The organism is Nostoc sp. FACHB-133, assembly GCF_014698055.1.
Taxonomy (GTDB): domain Bacteria; phylum Cyanobacteriota; class Cyanobacteriia; order Cyanobacteriales; family Nostocaceae; genus Nostoc.
On record NZ_JACJSH010000029.1, the window covers coordinates 1 to 18,941 of the forward strand.

General features: G+C 41.3%; 14 protein-coding genes, 1 pseudogene and 1 riboswitch. Of the genes and pseudogenes, 9 read left to right on the top strand and 6 right to left on the bottom strand.

Going from position 1 to position 18,941, the window contains the following annotated elements; genetic code table 11:
- Positions 1-100: 100 nt before the first annotated feature.
- From H6G86_RS22175 to ftsH, 3 genes and pseudogenes are all read right to left on the bottom strand, one after another.
- Positions 101-649, bottom strand: a pseudogene (locus H6G86_RS22175) (LLM class flavin-dependent oxidoreductase); the annotation flags it as partial.
- 776 nt (positions 650-1,425) lie between these two features.
- Positions 1,426-2,340, bottom strand: coding sequence for a DUF928 domain-containing protein (locus H6G86_RS22180; RefSeq protein WP_199338390.1), 915 nt, complete (start codon positions 2,338-2,340; stop codon positions 1,426-1,428).
- A gap of 432 nt (positions 2,341-2,772) precedes the next feature.
- On the bottom strand, positions 2,773-4,701 hold the full coding sequence (ftsH, locus tag H6G86_RS22185) for an ATP-dependent zinc metalloprotease FtsH (protein ID WP_190936122.1): 1,929 nt from the start codon (positions 4,699-4,701) through the stop codon (positions 2,773-2,775).
- Positions 4,702-5,031: 330 nt separating this feature from the next.
- Here ftsH and H6G86_RS22190 point away from each other — a divergent pair, with 330 nt between their 5' ends.
- Positions 5,032-5,577 carry an NADPH-dependent FMN reductase gene (locus H6G86_RS22190; RefSeq protein ID WP_190936123.1) on the top strand — a complete coding sequence of 182 codons (546 nt, stop codon included), beginning with the start codon at positions 5,032-5,034 and terminating at the stop codon, positions 5,575-5,577.
- A gap of 44 nt (positions 5,578-5,621) precedes the next feature.
- Here H6G86_RS22190 and H6G86_RS22195 read toward each other — a convergent pair whose 3' ends face one another.
- Both H6G86_RS22195 and H6G86_RS22200 read right to left on the bottom strand, forming a co-directional pair.
- A complete protein-coding gene (locus H6G86_RS22195; protein WP_190936124.1) occupies positions 5,622-6,740 on the bottom strand; it encodes a ferrochelatase in 1,119 nt (372 codons plus the stop codon).
- A 148-nt stretch (positions 6,741-6,888) separates the two neighbouring features.
- The gene (locus H6G86_RS22200) at positions 6,889-8,226 is read right to left on the bottom strand and encodes a chloride channel protein (protein WP_190936125.1); all 1,338 of its coding nucleotides are present in this window, start codon (positions 8,224-8,226) and stop codon (positions 6,889-6,891) included.
- A gap of 420 nt (positions 8,227-8,646) precedes the next feature.
- Positions 8,647-8,722: riboswitch (Fluoride riboswitch) on the bottom strand.
- 388 nt (positions 8,723-9,110) lie between these two features.
- On the opposite strand from H6G86_RS22200, the gene H6G86_RS22205 reads away from it, so the two are divergent.
- The 5 genes from H6G86_RS22205 to H6G86_RS22225 all read left to right on the top strand — a co-directional run bounded on the left by H6G86_RS22205 (position 9,111) and on the right by H6G86_RS22225 (position 14,467).
- Positions 9,111-9,725, top strand: a complete 615-nt coding sequence (locus H6G86_RS22205; RefSeq protein WP_190936126.1) for a hypothetical protein — start codon at positions 9,111-9,113, stop codon at positions 9,723-9,725.
- 155 nt (positions 9,726-9,880) lie between these two features.
- The gene (locus H6G86_RS22210) at positions 9,881-11,143 is read left to right on the top strand and encodes an MFS transporter (protein ID WP_190936127.1); all 1,263 of its coding nucleotides are present in this window, start codon (positions 9,881-9,883) and stop codon (positions 11,141-11,143) included.
- 132 nt (positions 11,144-11,275) lie between these two features.
- On the top strand, positions 11,276-13,189 hold the full coding sequence (ilvB, locus tag H6G86_RS22215) for a biosynthetic-type acetolactate synthase large subunit (protein WP_190936128.1): 1,914 nt from the start codon (positions 11,276-11,278) through the stop codon (positions 13,187-13,189).
- Positions 13,190-13,582: 393 nt separating this feature from the next.
- The gene (locus tag H6G86_RS22220; RefSeq protein ID WP_190936129.1) at positions 13,583-13,747 is read left to right on the top strand and encodes a hypothetical protein; all 165 of its coding nucleotides are present in this window, start codon (positions 13,583-13,585) and stop codon (positions 13,745-13,747) included.
- Positions 13,748-14,008: 261 nt separating this feature from the next.
- Positions 14,009-14,467 carry a tellurite resistance TerB family protein gene (locus H6G86_RS22225; RefSeq protein WP_190936130.1) on the top strand — a complete coding sequence of 153 codons (459 nt, stop codon included), beginning with the start codon at positions 14,009-14,011 and terminating at the stop codon, positions 14,465-14,467.
- A gap of 240 nt (positions 14,468-14,707) precedes the next feature.
- Here the strand turns inward: H6G86_RS22225 and H6G86_RS22230 are convergent, their stop codons facing one another.
- The gene (locus H6G86_RS22230; RefSeq protein WP_190936131.1) at positions 14,708-15,304 is read right to left on the bottom strand and encodes a hypothetical protein; all 597 of its coding nucleotides are present in this window, start codon (positions 15,302-15,304) and stop codon (positions 14,708-14,710) included.
- A 237-nt stretch (positions 15,305-15,541) separates the two neighbouring features.
- Here H6G86_RS22230 and dacB point away from each other — a divergent pair, with 237 nt between their 5' ends.
- The 3 genes from dacB to H6G86_RS22245 all read left to right on the top strand — a co-directional run bounded on the left by dacB (position 15,542) and on the right by H6G86_RS22245 (position 18,869).
- Positions 15,542-17,014, top strand: coding sequence for a D-alanyl-D-alanine carboxypeptidase/D-alanyl-D-alanine endopeptidase (gene dacB / locus H6G86_RS22235; RefSeq protein ID WP_313931351.1), 1,473 nt, complete (start codon positions 15,542-15,544; stop codon positions 17,012-17,014).
- Positions 17,015-17,623: 609 nt separating this feature from the next.
- On the top strand, positions 17,624-18,226 hold the full coding sequence (locus H6G86_RS22240; protein ID WP_114080884.1) for a TerD family protein: 603 nt from the start codon (positions 17,624-17,626) through the stop codon (positions 18,224-18,226).
- A 70-nt stretch (positions 18,227-18,296) separates the two neighbouring features.
- Positions 18,297-18,869 carry a TerD family protein gene (locus tag H6G86_RS22245; RefSeq protein WP_163930402.1) on the top strand — a complete coding sequence of 191 codons (573 nt, stop codon included), beginning with the start codon at positions 18,297-18,299 and terminating at the stop codon, positions 18,867-18,869.
- Positions 18,870-18,941 lie beyond the last annotated feature (72 nt).

Below are 18,941 nucleotides of genomic sequence, written 5' to 3' on the forward strand. Positions count from 1 at the left end.
TGTTAATACTGCTTAAAAAGTATAAATAAATTTATACTACTGGGAAAATGATTTAGTGATCGCTTGTTTTTTACTGGATCTGACGAAACCGCATAGCTCCCCCAGATTCTTTGTCACGGATAAAAGCATCATCTTCCCAGCTATCCCACAGTCCTTTCACTACTTCCACAAACTCTTCCGCGCGTTCATAACGCTGGCTATGTTCTGGGTGATGCTCAAGCCCGAAATTACGAGCGGCGTTCTCATTGCCTGTAGTGACTACATTCCACCCTGCGCGGCCGTTACTCAAGTAGTCCAGGGAGGCAAACTTCCGGGCCAAGCTGTAGGGTTCTTCATAAGTAGTCGAGGCGGTGGAAATGAAGCCAATGTTTTTGGTAACAGAGGACAAGGCTGAGAAAAGAGTGACCGGCTCGAAATGGGCGATTTTACCGTTGCGATACTGACTTTCTGGAGCGCCACCCCAAACTCCTGGGCTATCTGCTAGAAAAACTGCATCAAACAAGCCGCGTTCGGCAGTCTGGGTAATTTCCTTGTAATGCTCGAAATTCAATCCAGCATCTGCTTGTGCATCGGGGTGTCGCCAAGAGGATATATGATGACCGGTGGCTTGAACGAATGCACCTAAACGAAACTTGCGTGTTGTATTCATAAGCTTTTTTGTTTTCTCTAGTGTGATTGCTGATTTGGGTGTAGCTAATGGCTTTTCGTCTAACGTCAGTGTGCGATCGCTAATTCCTAACTGTTTGTAAAATCCTTATAACTACGTGGCAAGTGTCTGATGAGTAGACAACAATATGTTTGCTTTCAACTGCTGACATCCACCCAAAAGATACTCAGATGGCAGATTGATAAAAATCTTTTCATACAAAGCTTTGGGCTAGCATTTACTGCTAACTCCACACTGAATTTAATAATGGAATGCTTTCAAAGCAACTAAAATGTAGACTTCAGTTGCTCTATATGGAATGAAATAACCAAACTGTAAGTCAGGTTAATACCACAGCAAAACTAGGGTTGCTGCTGCTTGGCGCTCGAATTACCATAAATTTATGTAGCAATCTTACTCCGCAAATAGACTCTACACGATGCATACAAAAAAATATGTACTGATGAACACAATATCATGAAAAACTAATTATTAGGTAATCTAATATTAAGTATTGCAAACTAATTGTTCAATATCTCAGATTAACTGTCTCGTTTGCGATGACCTCCGGTCGGTCGGAGACCATCGCCTCTGGCGGGCGGGTACGCGATCGCAGCACACTTAAAAATGAGCGTCGTTTTTTAACATAAAATCGCGTAATACGCAACGTTAATACTTCTCAGATAAGACCAAAATACTTGTAGAGACGGCGATTTATCGCGTCTCATGGTAAAAACCCGGCTTCTCTATCAAAACCGGGTTTTTAAGTAATTTTTAATTTATTTTTGAACAGTACAACAGGGCAATAAAGGCTTGTTTACAACTTCTTTAATCTCTACTGAATTCAACAAATCTTCCCAATATTTCTGAACTTCGGGATCATTAGGACGCTGGCGGCGTAAATTAGCTAAAGTTCTGAGAGAATCTTCCCAAAATCCAGCAGTTGCAAATAGAACTGCACGATCCAAGTCTGTGTTTGGTTGGTTTAATTGAAGAGATAGATTTTCATCTTGCGATCGCACTATTGTACCTTCTACATAAGAGTCTTTATCGCGGTTGTTAGTATCACAAATCATTGAAAAAGTCCAACTATACTCTTTACCGATTTGTAGAGATGGCTGATTAGCAGGTACATTTACACTAACAATACCATTCTGTCCAACAGGTTTGAAAGTTCCTTTATACAATGGGTCGGAGCTATCATCATCCCGCAAAACAAATTCTAGTGCTTGCACTGTTGTCGAGGTTTGAGGAACATAGAAAAATAATGTGGGACGCTCTGCTGTGGTTCGTTGAGCTTCCTTATCTGTCGGTGTCAAGGGAATGATATTCTGTCCAGTTTGAAAGCAACTTCCTCGTGTTCCTGCTGACCTTACCCTACCAGGTCTACCTGGGACAAAGGCAATACGATTTCTACCGCGTTGGATGTAACTTGTAACATTTCTAATTGCAGAAGTAGCATATCTATCTCCAGGACGTAGCCGTTCTGCTTGCTGAAAATTCAATAAAGCTTTTCGATAGTTTCTCCGTTTGGTTTCGTTATAGCCGAGTTGCATATATTGCGTATAAGCAGATTTGGCTTGTGCCAGTTGCAAAACTGACTCTGTTGCCAAAACCTGTGTAGTCATTACAGGTTCTAAAGGAAGAAATGCTAAAGCCGCAAGCAAATAGCTTGCCCAAAATCTATGTTTCATAATGTCTATTTCCACTTGTAGTACGTTGATTGGGTCTATATAATACAATACCTTAAGCTTTACAGTAGTAAGGCTTTATGTACCAGTTTGTGGAAATGCTGAGGTAGCCTTCTAATACGGTTGGCTAAAGCGCAATACAGTTCATATAAGACCAAAACACTTGTAGAGACGGCGATTTATCGCGTCTCAAAACCCACGATACCGTATTGGGTAGCCTTCTACTTTTGCACAAGAAGATTCCCAACTTATTTTAGGACTTACACAAAACTATACGGTGTAGGGGCAATTCATGAATTGCCCCTACACCGTGGCTCTATTTTCTATCAAAGAATGATTAATAAAAACCTGAAACGACCTGTTTATTATGCTTTATCAACAACACTTGTAGAGACATAGCAGCGCTACATCTCTACATTATCTGTCATCAGATATCTAATGAGGTACAGCTAATTGTGCATCAGCTACTTGGGCATTATCAACAACGATTTGGCGGAATGAATCGCCTTCAATTGTTTCTTCCTCTATTAACAAATCTACTAAACGTTCCAAAACTATGCGATTTTCTTCCAACAGTTCTTTTGCCTTGATATAAGAGCTATTGACAATTTCACGCACCTGTGAATCAATTTTGGCGGCAATTTCTTCAGAATAGTCAGATTTATTCATCCAGTCGCGTCCTAAAAATACCTCTCCACTCTGATTTTCCAGAGACAATGGGCCTAATTCTGACATCCCGAAGCGTGTCACCATCTGCCGCGCCATCCCTGTCACCTGTTGCAAGTCATTGCTTGCACCTGTGGTAACTTCTGGCTTACCAAAAACGATTTCCTCGGCGGCGCGACCACCCAGAGTAGCAGTAATCCGGGATTTGAGTTGGGAACGGGAAACTAACCCCTGTTCTTCGTTAGGAGTAAACCAAGTTAATCCGAGTGCTTGTCCCCGTGGAATTAATGTAACTTTCTGCACAGGGTCATGGTCTTTGAGCAATGTGCCTACTAAAGCGTGTCCAACTTCATGATAGGCAATCAAGCGTTTGCTCTTGCTGTCTACTAATGCAGTACCTTCCATACCTGCAACGACTCTATCCACAGCAGCATCAATTTCTAAAATTGTGACAGCTTCTTTGCGTCTCCGAGCAGTGAGAATAGCAGCTTCGTTGAGTAGGTTGGCTAAGTCTGCACCGGTAAATCCAGGAGTGCGACGAGCGATCGCTTCTAATGATACGCTAGGGTCAATTTTCTTATTCCGGGCGTGGACTTTCAAAATTTCCAGTCGCCCTTTGAGATCCGGTGCATCCACCATCACTTGTCTGTCAAAGCGTCCTGGTCTGAGCAGCGCTGCATCTAAGACATCTGGGCGGTTAGTGGCAGCAATAATAATAATGCCTGTGTTGCCTTCAAAACCATCCATTTCGGTGAGCAGTTGGTTGAGGGTTTGTTCGCGCTCATCGTTACCGCCACCGATTCCAGCACCCCGTTGTCTACCTACTGCGTCAATTTCATCGATAAATATTAGACATGGGGCATTTTCTTTGGCTTTCTTGAAGAGGTCACGCACGCGAGATGCACCCACACCAACGAACATTTCCACGAATTCTGAACCGGAAATACTGAAGAATGGTACACCTGCTTCACCTGCGATCGCTTTTGCTAGTAAAGTTTTACCAGTACCAGGAGGGCCAATTAACAGCACTCCTTTGGGAATCCGTGCGCCTACAGCCGTAAATCTTTCTGGCTGTTTTAGGAAAGTAACAACTTCTTCAAGGTCTTCTTTAGCTTCTTCAACCCCGGCGACATCTTCAAATTTCACTCCCGTTTTGGCTTCCATTTGGAAACGAGCTTTGGATTTGCCGAAATTCATCGCTTGGCTAGAAGCATTTGTAGAGCGTCGGAGGAACAATAGCATTAAAGCTAGCAGTGGCAAAATCCACATAAGATTAATCAACAGCCCAACAGCGGCTCGACTGTTAGCAGAGGAAACCTCGCCAAACTCAACATTCTTATCTTTGAGTATGTTAATTAACTCTGTGTTTTGCGCCAGAAGTCTCACCTGTTGCGGTGGCGTATTTTCCTTTTGCCCTTTGAGATAAACTCTGGCTAGCTGTTCGGTTTCGTCAAGCTCTACTTTTTGGACTTCTCCCGCCTTCGCTTTCTTGAGCAAATCACCATAGTTTAGAGAGGTACTAGAAGTATTAGAAGTACTCTCTGCTTTTTGTGCCAAGACGGGGGTACTCCCGAAAATTCCTGGTAACATAATCAAGCTAGCTGCGATGCCTACGGCGGGCAATGCCTTCGCACCAACCCAAGCAACTCGCTTTGATGACTGCCTTTTTACCAATGCTTTTTTTCCCAAATTTGTCATAATAATTACCCTTTGTCTGCTGGCACAAGTTGAGCTATGGTTTTATGCCTATTCTTCTACCAAAAATTGTAATAACTGGAAATTACACTTTTCTTATCTAGTCTAACTTCCACACAAAAGCATTCCCATGTTTCTCCGGTTATTACATAAATTTGAGCAACCTGGATAATTATTCTGGCTCCTAACTCCTAACTTTTTCATCCTCAAATTTTCCAGCAGAGATTAATTTGACACATTCGGACACAAATCGCTAAGATAAACATAGTCATAACGATTCCGCTTTTTAAGAAATCTGGTGATAGTAGCTAGTTAATAGTTTGTAGGTTAATTATGGTGAGAATTGTTGGTATTGGTGGTAGTTTAAGACCAAACTCCTATACGCAGCTTGCTTTACAAGTAGCAGTGCAAAGGATAGAAGCCCTTGGTGCAGAGGTAGAAATTCTTGATTTAAGACAGTTGCAGTTACCGTTTTGTACTGGCGCAAAAGAGTATCTAGAATACCCAGATGTTAAGCGGTTACAGGATACTGTCAGCCAGTCAGATGGATTAATTTTAGCCACACCTGAGTATCATGGTGGGGTTAGTGGTGTCCTGAAAAATGCTCTAGATTTGATGAGCTTTGAGCAACTGTCTGATAAAGTGACAGGACTAATCAGCGTATTGGGCGGTCAGTCAAATAGTAACGCATTAAATGACCTACGGCTAATTGTCAGATGGGTGCATGGTTGGGTAATTCCAGAACAAATTGCGATCGGACAAGCTTGGGGCGCATTCAGTCCTGAAGGCAAGCTAGTAGATGAGAAGCTTTCTCAAAGATTTGATGAATTTGCTCAGAGTTTAGTTGATAATACTCGCAAGCTGCGAGGCGTAAATTAGTTGTAGGGTGGGCAAAGCTAGACCCACCCTCGTAAACTCAAAGCTTAATGATGATGGTGGTGGTGATGGTGATCTCCAGCGAGTTGGGGATTAACTGCCAAAGGTTGCTCTGACAACAACTCTGCAATATGATCATCAGCCCATTGAGCCACCATTGCCAAAAATTCTGGGCGATCGTTAACGCAAGCCATTTGTACGTAGTTCGTACCAGGATGCTGTTTCTCTAAAGCATGGATGATATGGTGTACATCCAATAGCGTTTCGTGGTTTTCTGTGGCAAAGCCAATTGGCATAAAAATTACCACTTTTGCACCCAACTGAATCAGGTTATTTGCAGCTTGTTCGGCGTTTGGCTGTGTCCAATCAATTAAGGGCGTGTCATGATTGAGCCAACCCACCGAGATTAACGGATAGCGGTTAATCAACTTATCCCGAACTAAATCGTACATTGCTTCACTTTCGGCAATCCCAGAAGTAAAGCCTTTAGCTTTATGGGGACAGCCATGATTCATTAGCACAATGCCGATTTGAGAAGGGAGATAAGCTCCTGCTAATTCAGCAATTTTCTCATCAACCAGATGAGCCATCAAATTGATGTAAGCTGGTTCGTTGAAGAAAGAAGGAATGTACCGCTGTGCTTTAACCCAGTGTTCCTCACCATCAGTCAACTCAACGAGAGCATTGTTAACTTGCTCGATCGCAATCCCACTGGTAAAGATAGAATCAACAACTAGCAGTGGGTAAATCAGCAGCTTCTCGAAGCCTTGGTTTTTGATTTCTGCCAAGACTTGATTGGGTAGAAAAGGGGCACAAAAGTTAAATGCCTTGAAAACTTGAACCTTATCGCCCCATTTTTCTTGTAAATTCTTCTCGATCCCAGCACGCTGCTGTTCAAAGATGGCGTTGTGTGGGGAAATAAAATCGTGGTGTGTGTGTCCCCACTCGTGGCGGTCAAATAGCGCCAAAAGCTTTGCCAGAGGCGGATAAATCCAGGTTGGTACCGGTGCGAATTTTGCTGTCAGTAGATTTAAAGCCTGTTCATTATAGTTGGCGAAATCTTCGTAGCTTTCGACTTCGCCGTAGCCCATAAGCAGTACGGCTACACGGTCTTTACCTGATAGATGCTCGTGGGTGTGTTGTACTTTTTCCGGCGTGGCAACCACAATTAGTTCCTCAATATAACCAGAGTGCAGAGAAATATAAAGTTAGGGAATAGCTTACACATTTTCCCTACTAGTAACTTATTATCCCACCCAGGGGGATAGGATAGGTGGAAAAATCGAAAATACATCAAAAGACATACTTTGAGTGTCAGGGTTTGTCGTCAGATATCTGAACTTCGGGGGAAACCCCATCGCCCTTTGAGAGAAATCCGGGTAGGGACTGGCTAGTTAAACTTCGTCCTTCTTTAACAGGCAAAAAATGGTATTTGCCTGAGCCAATACGTTGTGCCTTATAGATGCCAGCATGACCAGAAAAAAGATAGCTGACTACACAAGCGATAGCAATAAAGACTCCGGATTCTAAACCAAACAGTTCAATTCCCATTAAAGTTGAAGCGATAGGGGTATTGGCTGCACCACCAAAGACAGCAACAAACCCCATACCTGCAAGTAGTGGTGCAGGTAAAGCCAATATTAAAGACAAAGCATTGCCTAATGTTGCACCGATATAAAATAAAGGGGTTACTTCTCCTCCTTTAAAACCTGCTCCCAAGGTCAAAGCAGTGAAAGCTATTTTCGCAGCAAAATCCCAGGGTGATAATTGGGTGTTAAAAGCATCAACAATTGTAGGAATACCCAGTCCAATGTATTTTGTAGTTCCGACTGCCCAAACAGCCAGCGCCACAATCACCCCACCGATGGCAGGACGTAAAGGAGGGTAGGAGATTTTTTCTTTAAAAATGTGGCTGATTTTATGAGTCAGCTTGGCAAAAATCATTGCTACAGTTCCAAAGATTGCGCCAGCGATAATTGCAGAAATTAGCCCCATGACGGTGACTGTTGGGACAACGGGGGCATGACGATATGCCGTATGGTGCAAACCCAACATTAAGGTAACGCGATCGCCTACAATTGCTGCAACTAAAGAGGGAAAAAGCGCATCATGTTGGATTTTACCAATAGCTAAAACTTCTAAACTAAAGATGGTTCCAGCTAAGGGAGTCCCGAAAACTGAAGCAAATCCCCCACTTAAACCAGCCATTAATAAAATTCGTCGATCTGTGTGTTTGAAGTGGAATATCTTTGTCAACCGATCTGCAAGTGAAGTAGCTATTTGCAGGGCTGTACCTTCACGACCAGCTGAACCTCCAAATAAATGAGTTAGGTCTGTCCCTAGCAAAACTAAAGGAGCCATTTGCAAAGGAATAATATCTTTGGGATTATGAATCTCTTCAAGTAAAAGATTGTTCCCTGCCTCTACCCGTTCGCCAAACCGATGATAAATCCAACCGCTTAAGAAGCCACCCAGTGGTAATAATGCAATTATCCAAAGATGAGATTCTCGCCAATCAGTTGACCATTCCAATGATGCTAAAAGAGTAGCAGAACCTATACCAGAAAGAATACCAATCACAAAGGATATGATTAACCATTTGCTGAGTTGTGGTAAGACAATTAACTGTTCTAAATAGCGTAATTTCTTCATATCCAAATTGCTTTTATTTCTGAATGGTTTATATTAATGTATTTGGGTGGAAGTGTCTTCTTATCGGTAATATGCATTCGGTTACAAACTTTTATGTAAATATTTTCGATTGATAACAAGCCAGAGTTATATCAATCAAATTGAGCCTTTCTGAATTTACAAAAAGTTTATTCAATATTTTGAAAATTAATAAATCAGTAGAAGTATTAGTCACATTAAAGAATGTAGCTTTTTGAGTAGCAATACTCGCTATTGATTGAATTGTCTTAAATATTTCGGTAGGTTCTAAAAATCGCAGCTTGATTTTTATGAAGCTTGTTTTGAAAATTGTAAAAAAAATTTCGCCCATTTTATCTAATCCAACTTGACCGATAATTTTTAGCTCTTACCACCTACTTGTTGACAGTAGGTTAATGCAGTATTGAACTAGAAACTATTAGCCACATGGGCGGTTCTCTGGTTGTTCCAGAAGGCGAGTTTCATCACCACTGCTCTTGTAATACCAAAGTCTACCTTAAGTTGTCAAGATACAGCAGTTTTCTTTTGTATGAAGTACAAAGATACTCGTTTGGAGGCAGGAGGTAGATGTAAAAACTGTTTATATCTGATTTTGAGTCGGGCACTCTGTACCTCATTTACTTACAAACTGCTGTATTAAATTTATGCTTTTTTGCAAGAGAACACAACCTATAGCGATCGCACAAACCGTTGAATATTTTTGGATGATATTAAGTAATTATACTATTAATTAAGTTTTACTTGTAACAATTTAGTGAAAATACTCCCTTCATCTCCCATCATTTTTTAGTAAACGTGAACAGTTAATAGACCCTTGTAGTAGGTTTAAGTTATTCATAATTTTGAAAGCTGCCACGCACAGAGAGATGAGCATCATTATTTGCCCTGGAATCCACGACCCAGCCTTCACTGAATCCTTTATATCGGAATGCTTAAATATTCCTAATGGTTCAATTGCGAAAAATCAATCTAATATACTGGTTTTTCCAGGTAAAGATATTTCGGTTTTATCAGCATTGCACATTTTGCAGTTTTTGCGCGTTAGCGTAGCTTACCGCAGGTATTGCTTGACCGACTCTTTAAAATCACCAATTATATTCATAAGCTTTAGTGCTGGCGTAGTTGGGGCAATAGGGGCAGCGCATTTGTGGCAACTCTTGGGTGGTAGTGTCAAAGCTTTTATTGCTATAGATGGATGGGGAGTACCACTAAAGGGTAATTTCCCTATTCATCGGATGAGCCATGATTATTTCACCCATTGGAGTTCATCTTTACTAGGCAGTGGGCAAAATAACTTTTATGCAGAGCCAGCAGTCGACCATTTATCCATTTGGAAATCTCCCCAAACTGTAAAAGGCTGTTGGGTAGATTCATCCATTGAAATTTCTCCACCCAAAGGTTATCTGACAGCAGCTGAGTTTTTGCTTATGCTGTTAAAGCGCTATGAAGCAAATAGTCCGGACAATAGAATTATGAGTTAGGAGTTAGGAGTGGGGAAGGGAAAAGGTTACAGGTGATAGCGTACAGGGGACAGTCAAGAAAAACTATACCCCATAGCCCATAGCCCATAGCCCATACCCAATGCCCAATATCCCATTCCCCATGTCCCATCTACCCAAAGAAAGAAAGTATCTAAATGTTTCCAACTGAACCAGCTGCTGTTAATAACGGGTTTGGCGCACTGCTAAAAAACCGTGGTTTTATGCTCCTGTGGATTGGACAACTAGTGTCCCAGTTAGCAGATAAGGTTTTCTTCGTTTTGATGATTGCTCTCTTGGAGAACTATTCACCGCTTCCTGGGTTGGCACAAAACTCGATGTACTCAACTTTGATGCTGTCCTTTACAATACCAGCAATTTTGTTCGGATCTGCTGGTGGTATCTTTGTTGACCGCTTGCCAAAAAAGCTAATTATGGTTGGCTCAGATGTTGTCCGGGGAATATTAACGCTGTGTCTTCCCTTGTTACCAAGACAGTTTCTGATTCTATTAATCCTGACTTTTGCCATCTCTACGGTGACGCAGTTTTTTGCACCCGCTGAACAAGCAGCCATTCCTCTGTTGGTGAAGCGAGAGAATTTGTTAGCAGCCAATGCGCTGTTTACCAGCACGATGATGGGAGCTTTAATTGTTGGCTTTGCTATAGGAGAGCCTATTTTGAGTTTGGCGAAAAGCTGGATGGGAGAAGAATACGGTCAAGAGCTTGTGGTTGGTGGATTATACATATTGTCGGCTGCAATCATGCAACCGATTAAATTTAAAGAACCCAAACGACTGAGGGAACATCGGGCATCAAATAACCCTTGGGCTGAATTCACTGAAAGCCTACGCTATCTCAAGAAAAACCCTTTGATCTTGAACGCTATGCTGCAACTGACAACTTTATATTGTGTGTTTGCAGCGTTAACAGTGCTGACAATCCGATTAGCTGAAGAGTTTGGTTTAAAAGAAAAACAGTTTGGCTTTTTCTTAGCAGCAGCAGGGGTGGGTATGGTATCTGGTGCAGCGATTTTAGGTCACTGGGGTGATAAATTGCATCACAAACCCTTACCTTTAATTGGATTTTTGATGATGGCACTAGTTTTAGGGGTGTTCACTTTTACGCACAACTTATTACTGGCGCTAGTACTCTGTGCATTTTTGGGTATAGGTGCTGCCCTAATTGGCGTACCCATGCAAACTTTAATTCAACAGCAAACACCATCTACCATGCACGGTAAAGTATTTGGCTTTCAAAATCATGCCGTAAACATCGCTCTGGCGTTACCCTTAGCAATTACTGGGCCATTAACTGATGTTTTGGGCTTGCGAACTGTGCTGGTAGCAATGAGTGTTGTTGTTGTTGTTGTCGGTGTCTGGGCTTGGAAAAATACCCGCAATGTCTTGCAAGACGTAATTTAATTAATGTAGGCTAATAATCTATCTTTATATCTAATATAAAAATTAATCAGGTTTTCATTGAAGTTTTCAACTAAAATGAAATCTTAACTACAGAATTCAGCATTAACTTTAGCTATAGTCTGAGGTTTGACCGTGCGTTCACGAAGTGTCTCCGCAGGAGAATCGCTCTCCCAAATTAGTCTCCCACAAACTGAGAATCACAAACAGTCTCGTGCTTCTAGCCCGCCAATCTTGCCCAAACGTGCATCTGGCGGTTTTGCTCTACTTGACAGCCTTCATCGCCACGGCGTTGATTATATTTTTGGTTATCCTGGTGGGGCAATTCTACCAATTTATGACGACCTGTATAAGGTGGAAGCAACTGGTGCTATTAAGCACATTCTTGTGAGACACGAACAAGGCGCAGCCCACGCCGCAGATGGTTACGCCCGTGCAACTGGGAAGGTAGGAGTATGTTTTGGCACTTCTGGGCCAGGAGCAACCAACTTGGTGACAGGGATCGCCACCGCCTACATGGATTCAATCCCAATGATTGTGGTTACGGGGCAGGTAGCACGTCCGTCCATTGGTACAGATGCCTTTCAGGAAACCGATATTTACGGCATTACGCTACCCATCGTGAAGCACTCTTATGTAGTGCGTGATCCCAAAGATATGGCGCGAATTGTCGCCGAAGCTTTCCACATCGCTAGCACTGGACGACCAGGGCCAGTTTTAATTGATGTCCCCAAGGATGTAGCTTTAGAAGAATTTGACTATGTACCTGTAAAACCAGGTTCAGTAAAGTTACGCGGTTATCGTCCCACGGTGAAGGGAAATCCCCGGCAAATTAATGCTGCAATTCAGTTGATTACTGAAAGTCGCCGTCCTCTACTGTATATCGGTGGTGGTGCGATCGCAGCTGGTGCCCATGAAGAAATCAAAGAACTAGCTGAATTATTCAATATCCCTGTCACCACAACCTTAATGGGGATCGGTGCCTTTGACGAACATCATCCTCTAGCTTTGGGAATGTTGGGGATGCACGGCACAGCTTACGCTAACTTTGCTGTAAGTGATTGTGACTTGCTGATTTGCGTCGGTGCTAGATTTGACGATCGCGTTACAGGCAAATTAGACGAATTCGCCTCCCGCGCTAAAGTCATTCACATCGACATCGATCCTGCTGAAGTCGGCAAAAACCGCGTTCCCGAAGTGCCCATCGTCGGCGATGTGCGGAACGTCTTAGTAGACTTGTTGCGTCGCTGCAAAGAAACAGGCGTTAAGGCTACACCTAATCAAAACCAAGAGTGGTTAAATTTAGTTAATCGTTGGCGCGATGAGTATCCTCTAATAGTGCCGCATCATGCCGACAGCATTTCACCCCAAGAAGTGATTGTAGAAGTTAGTAGCCAGGCACCCCAGGCTTTCTACACCACAGATGTGGGACAACATCAAATGTGGGCAGCACAATTCCTCAAGAATGGCCCAAGGCGCTGGATTTCTAGCGCTGGTTTGGGAACAATGGGTTTTGGCTTACCTGCTGCAATGGGCGCGAAAGTGGCATTTCCTGATGAAGAAGTCATCTGTATTAGCGGTGATGCCAGTTTCCAAATGTGTTTGCAGGAACTTGGTACACTTGCACAGTATGGAATAAATGTCAAGACAATAATTATCAATAACGGCTGGCAAGGAATGGTGCGCCAGTGGCAGCAAGCCTTCTATGGTGAGCGTTACTCATGCTCCAACATGGAAGTAGGGATGCCAGACGTAGAGTTGTTAGCAAAAGCTTATGGCATTAAAGGTATGGTAATTAGCGATCGCAGTCAATTAAAAGATGCGATCGCCGAAATGCTGGCACACAAAGGCCCAGTAATCTTAAATGTCCACGTCACCAGAGACGAAAACTGCTATCCAATGGTAGCCCCTGGTAAGAGCAACGCTCAAATGGTCGGCTTGCAGAAGCAACCGCCCAAAGCAGCAGCAGAGCCAGTTTATTGTAGTAACTGCAATGCCAAAAATGCTCCTAACCACAACTTCTGTGCTGAGTGTGGGACGAAGCTGTAACGCTTTTTGATAATTCAGACTAGAGAGGTAGGGGAGCAAGGAGAAGGGGAGAAAGATACAGGAATTCTCTTAATTCTGCTCCCTTTCCTTTTGCGTAGAGATAGCTTAATCTTATAGTGAATTGTACTGGTGACGGCTTTCGAAGAACCAATCAATAAGTGTTTAATTGGTTCTCTATCAATACTTGTCGGTTAAGGGGAAAAGGGGAAGGGGAAAAGGGAAAGAAAAAACCTTTAACCCTTCCCCTTTCACCTTTTCGCCAAACCCAATTCTGAGTTCAAAATCCAAAACCCGAGTAGTATTGGGTTCTCTATTAGAGAATCGCATTTGAGCAGATTGTTTTTGCTGTTTGAGAATAAGTGCAATTAGCAACTGCGAACGCTAAATCAGCAAATGCAAACGCTAAATCAGCAAATGCAAACGCTGAATCAACAAATGCGAACGCCAAATCAGCAAATGCGAACGCCAAATCAGCAAATGCGAACGCCCAATCAACAAATGCGAACGCCAAATCAGCAAATGCGAACGCCAAATCAACAAATGCGATCGCCAAAATAACATTAGAAAGGGGAAACTAGAACATCTAATTCCCTCCCCTTTATAAGCTATGGTGTACACACAAGTACTAAAAACTTCGATCGTTAAGGCAATTTAACCGTTTTTATACGCAGATAAATATATTCTCTGCGTATTTTTTATGAAAAAAAGATTCATCCCAATGTATATTTCCGCATTATTTTGGGAATCATAAATCGAGGAAGCATTATAAACCGCAAAATATGACTTCCTAAAATATCACGTAACTTTTAGAGGATAATTATGTCTAAACGCAAGTTGCCCAAAGGCCGTAGTGTTAGTTCAGTTGCTCTAGAACCAGAAGTTGCGATCGCACTCCTTGGACTTTTTTCCGCAGCAGCCGATGGTGAAGGTATTTCTTCCACAGAAGAATATGCTTTAAGTGAATTTCTCGGTCGGGTTGACTTATTTGAAGATTACTCTGAAGAAGACTTTGAAGAATTGACCGAAAAAGTCGTCAGCTTGATTGAAGAAGAAGAACCAGAAGATTTAATCGCCCAGTCCATCGAATCCTTGCCCAATAGAGGTTATCGTGAAGCTGCATACATCACAGCTATCTTAGTTGTGGGAATTGACGAAGAAGTACCCGAAGCTGAACAAGATTATATCTCTGAACTTCAAGAAGCCTTAAAAATTTCAGACGAACGCGCACAAGAACTTATAGATGCAGTGTTCGGAGAAGACGAAGAAGAAGAGGAGTAATCTTTATTGAATTGCAACCTTAGTGATCTACCATCTTTAATTTGGGGTTGCTAATTTAGAGTATGAAATAATTTTGTTTGAGTTAAGTTGTTCCGATTCCCGACTTCATAAAGAAGTTGGGAATTTTGCATGTTATCAAAATTAATCCGATAGAGCAATACAGTTTAGAATGAGCAACAAAACCCTTATTGTAGAGACGCAATTTATCGCGTCTTTTGAACCGTATTGTCCGATAGAGGACTAATTAGAAATTGGTACATTTTTAAATGCGGCTGTATCTGGCACAAAAATGTCCAAGTTATTAACACCATCGGGAACTCTTAGCCAGATATAAGCATCTGCGGAGGCTTGTGGGCGTACTTGAAACAAAGAAACGCTTCCTGTTGAACGATTGAGAGCAATTCCTTTGTAGGTTACGCTAGTCTCAGGATTACGGGCTGTTGTACTAGCCACCGATATAATATCACCAACAACTGCGTCTGTGGCAAGGCGACGAATCCGCATTTGCAGATTTACCACATCACGGTTTCCAGTTTCTGGATCTTTAATTCGCTTTGCTGAAAGTAACTCAACTTCTGCCTTTTTGCCAAAAGCAGGCTGCACAAATTGACCAGGGCTAATTGCTGAAGTTGTAGCACTGGCTGGAGATGGTGAGGCTGTTGCTTGTGGAGAAGTTGTAGCTGTAGGACTTGGCACTTGAGTGGGAATGGTGCTACTGACTGTATTACTAGCATTTAGTGTCTGCCGTAACGTGAAAACTTCATAAGCTACATAGCCGCTACATCCCAAAGCCAAAGTAGAGAGTAATACAGCTACTCCAGATAAAAATGTACTCACACTGTTGCCTCGATTTCGTATTTCTGTAGTATGTGCAGGTTGACTTACGTTTCTATTTTGTAGTCCCATAAATTATGTTTGTGCGTAGGCGCAGCCCGTCGTAGACATCGGCCACGTATGAAACATGTGAACATCTTCCCTATACTAGTTAAGTAACTTTACTGAGCCAATTCTTCTCTCTCCGGAAAGAAGTTGTTGGCAAACTAAAAATATCTATCTTTGGGATAAGGAAAATTGGTGAGACTTAAGATTTTCAATCAACCACTGGGTGTTTTGTTAATATTCTTGACTAGCCAGATAGGATTTAGTTCTAGAGTTGCGAAAGCACAAACCCAAGTCGCGCCAACAACCAGTACAAAATCAATTTGCTCTACCCAACTGGGAACAGCTATAGATGCTGTAATCAATCGTCCTTTATTTAGTCGGGTGCGCTGGGGAATTTTGGTACAACCCCTGTCAAGTGGGCAAACTCTTTATAGTCGGGATGCTCAGAAATATTTTATTCCTGCTTCTAACCTCAAATTGCTGACAACAGCAGCTGCATTGCAGCAATTGGGTGCTAATTTTCGGATTCGCACCTCTATTTATCAGAATGGCAATGGTGTTTTACGTGTTGTCGGTAGGGGAGATCCCAGCTTAAGTGATACTCAACTGCAAACATTAGCACAGCAGCTAAAACAGAAAGGTATTACTCAAATTCAGAGGTTGATAGCTGATGATAGTTATATTCAAGGGGATATTGTTAACCCAACCTGGCAATGGGAAGATGTGCAGTCAGACTATGGCGCACCAGTTAACAGCTTTATTCTGAATCAAAATATTTTTAGTTTAAAACTTGTACCGCAGGCTGTAGGTAAATCTTTACAAGTGGTATGGACTGATGTTGGCGAGGCGAAACAGTGGCGGACAATTAATCAGTCCGTAACCGTTGCCCAAAATCAACCAAGCTACATCAATGTTACCCGTGAATTATCAGGAACAGTATTGCGAATTCAAGGACAACTAACAACGAATTCAGAACCGTCTTTAATAGATTTGCCTGTAGTTGATCCTAATTATTACTTCTTACGGCGCTTCCGTACTGCTTTGGCAACAGAGAAAATTACTTTGGGACAAACATTAGTAGTAAATGGTGGTGTTAATCAAGAAGAAATAGCTTTTGTAGAGTCACCACCTTTATCTGAATTATTAATGGAAACTCTTCAAAATAGTAATAATCTTTATGCTGAGGCACTATTGAGAGCATTAGCTGGGGAAAAACCCAGAGTGAAAACTAAAACTAGCGTTGATGTTGGTTTAGAAGCTGTCAAAGCTAGTTTAACTCAATTGGGAGTTGATCCAGCAAATTATATTTTAGTAGATGGTTCGGGTTTATCACGTCGGAACTTAGCGACACCAGAAGCTTTTGTACAAACTTTGCGAGGGATGGCAAGAACACCAGCAGGATATGTGTATCGCGCATCTTTACCCGTAGCAGGTAAAATTGGAACCTTAAAAGGGCGCTTTCAAAACACATCTGCTGAGGGCATTGTGCAAGCAAAAACAGGTACATTAACAGGTGTAGTCTCTCTATCTGGATATATAAATGCGCCTAAATATGAGCCGATAGTTTTTAGTATTATTGTGAATCAATCGGAGCAACCTGCAACCATTCTGCGTCAGGCTATTGATGAAATTGTTGTGTTGTTAACGCAGTTGCAGCGTTGTTAATAAATATTTAAAGATGCAAAATTTTGTGTCTCTACATTTGCTTGCTCTGATAAATAATTGTAGCGATCGCAGTATCAAACGATCAGAACATTGGTACTGCTATAACTTATTGACAATAAAGTCCTAGACTCCGAACTTTCACTTGGATTCAAACATAAAGACAATAATTTTTAATAGTTTAGCGCAGTTATAGTCTACTTTATAACGGCAATTAGATCAGTAATACTGGCAAAAAATATGTTGTATAAATACAAAAATCTTGGACATTACGTGTTTTTCCTGATTACACTGCTTTTAAATGTGACTACGATAGAGCGCATAACAATATGATATGTCTTCAATTATGCAGCGTATTATTATTCAACTCAAATAGATAAACGCCTTAGCTAACTCCGACATAAAAACGGAATCATACAATAAAAATTTGTAGCTTTATTGTTCATTACTTTAATGGAGCATGATTTTGTCTGCCAATTTTAAGTTACAAAAATTAGTGGAAATTAACAAAGTTAAAAAGCTAGAAGTAATTTTTAATAAAGACTAATACGAATAGCTACCTAATCAAATACTTAAAAACATTCGCAGTTTGAATATATTCAAAATTATCACATGGTAATCAACCTACAAAAAGGGCAACGTATCTCACTTTCTAAAGAAGCACCTGGGCTAACAAAGCTGATGTGTGGACTAGGCTGGGATATAGCAAAACGTTCTGGTGGCAGTTTTTTTGGGGCTTTCGGTAATACTCAAAACTGCGACTTGGATGCTTCTGTAATCTGTTTAGATAAAAATGACAAAATAACAGATATCGGTAACGTTCTTTACTTTGGAAATTTATTGCACAAATCAGGAGCTATTACCCATTTGGGTGATAATCTCACTGGTGCAGGTACAGGTGATGACGAGCAAATTATTGTAGATTTAGCTCGACTACCAAAAGAGATCGTCAAATTAGTTTTTACGGTTAATATTTACGACTGTATTGCTCGTAAGCAAGAATTTGCACAGGTACAAAATGCCTTTGTGCGCTTGGTAAATACATCTAACAATCAAGAACTGGCCAAATATCATTTATCTGGTTCTGAATACAAAGGAATGACCGGGATGATCATGGCTGAAATTTACAATCACAATAACGAGTGGAAAATGGCAGCTATTGGTAACGGCATTAATGTTAATGGTTTGCAGGGACTTATGAAAGTCTATGCCTAACTACTTATTGAGTTACCCAACTCAATAACAACTCTGCATAAAATTCGTTTTGAAAAAATAGGGAGTAATTATGTCAATAAACCTCAGCAAAGGCGAAAGAATCAATCTTTCAAAAGAAGTACCAAGCTTAAAAAATGCTGGTATTGGTTTAGGATGGGATATCAACGTTACAGATACAGGTACAGTTTTTGACCTTGATGCTTCTATCTTTATGTTAGGTGCTAACGGAAAAATTCCTAATGAAAAATACTTTGTTTTCTATAACAACTCCCAATCACCAGATGGTTCTGTAAAACATGAAGGAGACAGCAGAACCGGAGAAGGGCTTGGAGATGATGAAACAATTCAAATTGATTTGAGCAAAGTTGATGCTTCGGTTCAAGAAATAGTTTTTGTCGTTACCATTCATGAAGCAGAGCAAAGAAAGCAAAATTTTGGACAAGTCAGAAACTCATTTATCAGAATTTATGACAACGCCACAGAAAAACAAATTGCTAAGTATGAATTAGATGAAGATGCTTCCGCAGAAACTGCAATTGAATTTGGTAAGCTTTATCGAAAAGATGGGGAATGGAGATTCCAAGCTGTCGGTGCTGGTTATAAATCAGGGCTACAAAGTTTTGTAGAACGATATGCTGCTTAGTAGCTATCTCAAAAAGTAATCAGTAAAAAGGGGGTAAGAGTCATGAATACCCCCTTTTTTGTGTAAATTAAT

Excerpts from the sequence above, each read along its gene's own strand:
- H6G86_RS22200 (WP_190936125.1), bottom strand. The coding sequence starts at position 8,226 with ATGAAGAAATTACGCTATTTAGAACAGTTAATTGTCTTACCACAACTC.
- ftsH (WP_190936122.1), bottom strand. The coding sequence starts at position 4,701 with ATGACAAATTTGGGAAAAAAAGCATTGGTAAAAAGGCAGTCATCAAAG.
- H6G86_RS22190 (WP_190936123.1), top strand. The coding sequence starts at position 5,032 with ATGGTGAGAATTGTTGGTATTGGTGGTAGTTTAAGACCAAACTCCTAT.
- H6G86_RS22210 (WP_190936127.1), top strand. The coding sequence starts at position 9,881 with ATGTTTCCAACTGAACCAGCTGCTGTTAATAACGGGTTTGGCGCACTG.
- H6G86_RS22205 (WP_190936126.1), top strand. The coding sequence starts at position 9,111 with ATGAGCATCATTATTTGCCCTGGAATCCACGACCCAGCCTTCACTGAA.
- H6G86_RS22225 (WP_190936130.1), top strand. The coding sequence starts at position 14,009 with ATGTCTAAACGCAAGTTGCCCAAAGGCCGTAGTGTTAGTTCAGTTGCT.
- H6G86_RS22245 (WP_163930402.1), top strand. The coding sequence starts at position 18,297 with ATGTCAATAAACCTCAGCAAAGGCGAAAGAATCAATCTTTCAAAAGAA.
- H6G86_RS22220 (WP_190936129.1), top strand. The coding sequence starts at position 13,583 with ATGCAAACGCTAAATCAGCAAATGCAAACGCTGAATCAACAAATGCGA.
- H6G86_RS22240 (WP_114080884.1), top strand. The coding sequence starts at position 17,624 with ATGGTAATCAACCTACAAAAAGGGCAACGTATCTCACTTTCTAAAGAA.
- H6G86_RS22180 (WP_199338390.1), bottom strand. The coding sequence starts at position 2,340 with ATGAAACATAGATTTTGGGCAAGCTATTTGCTTGCGGCTTTAGCATTT.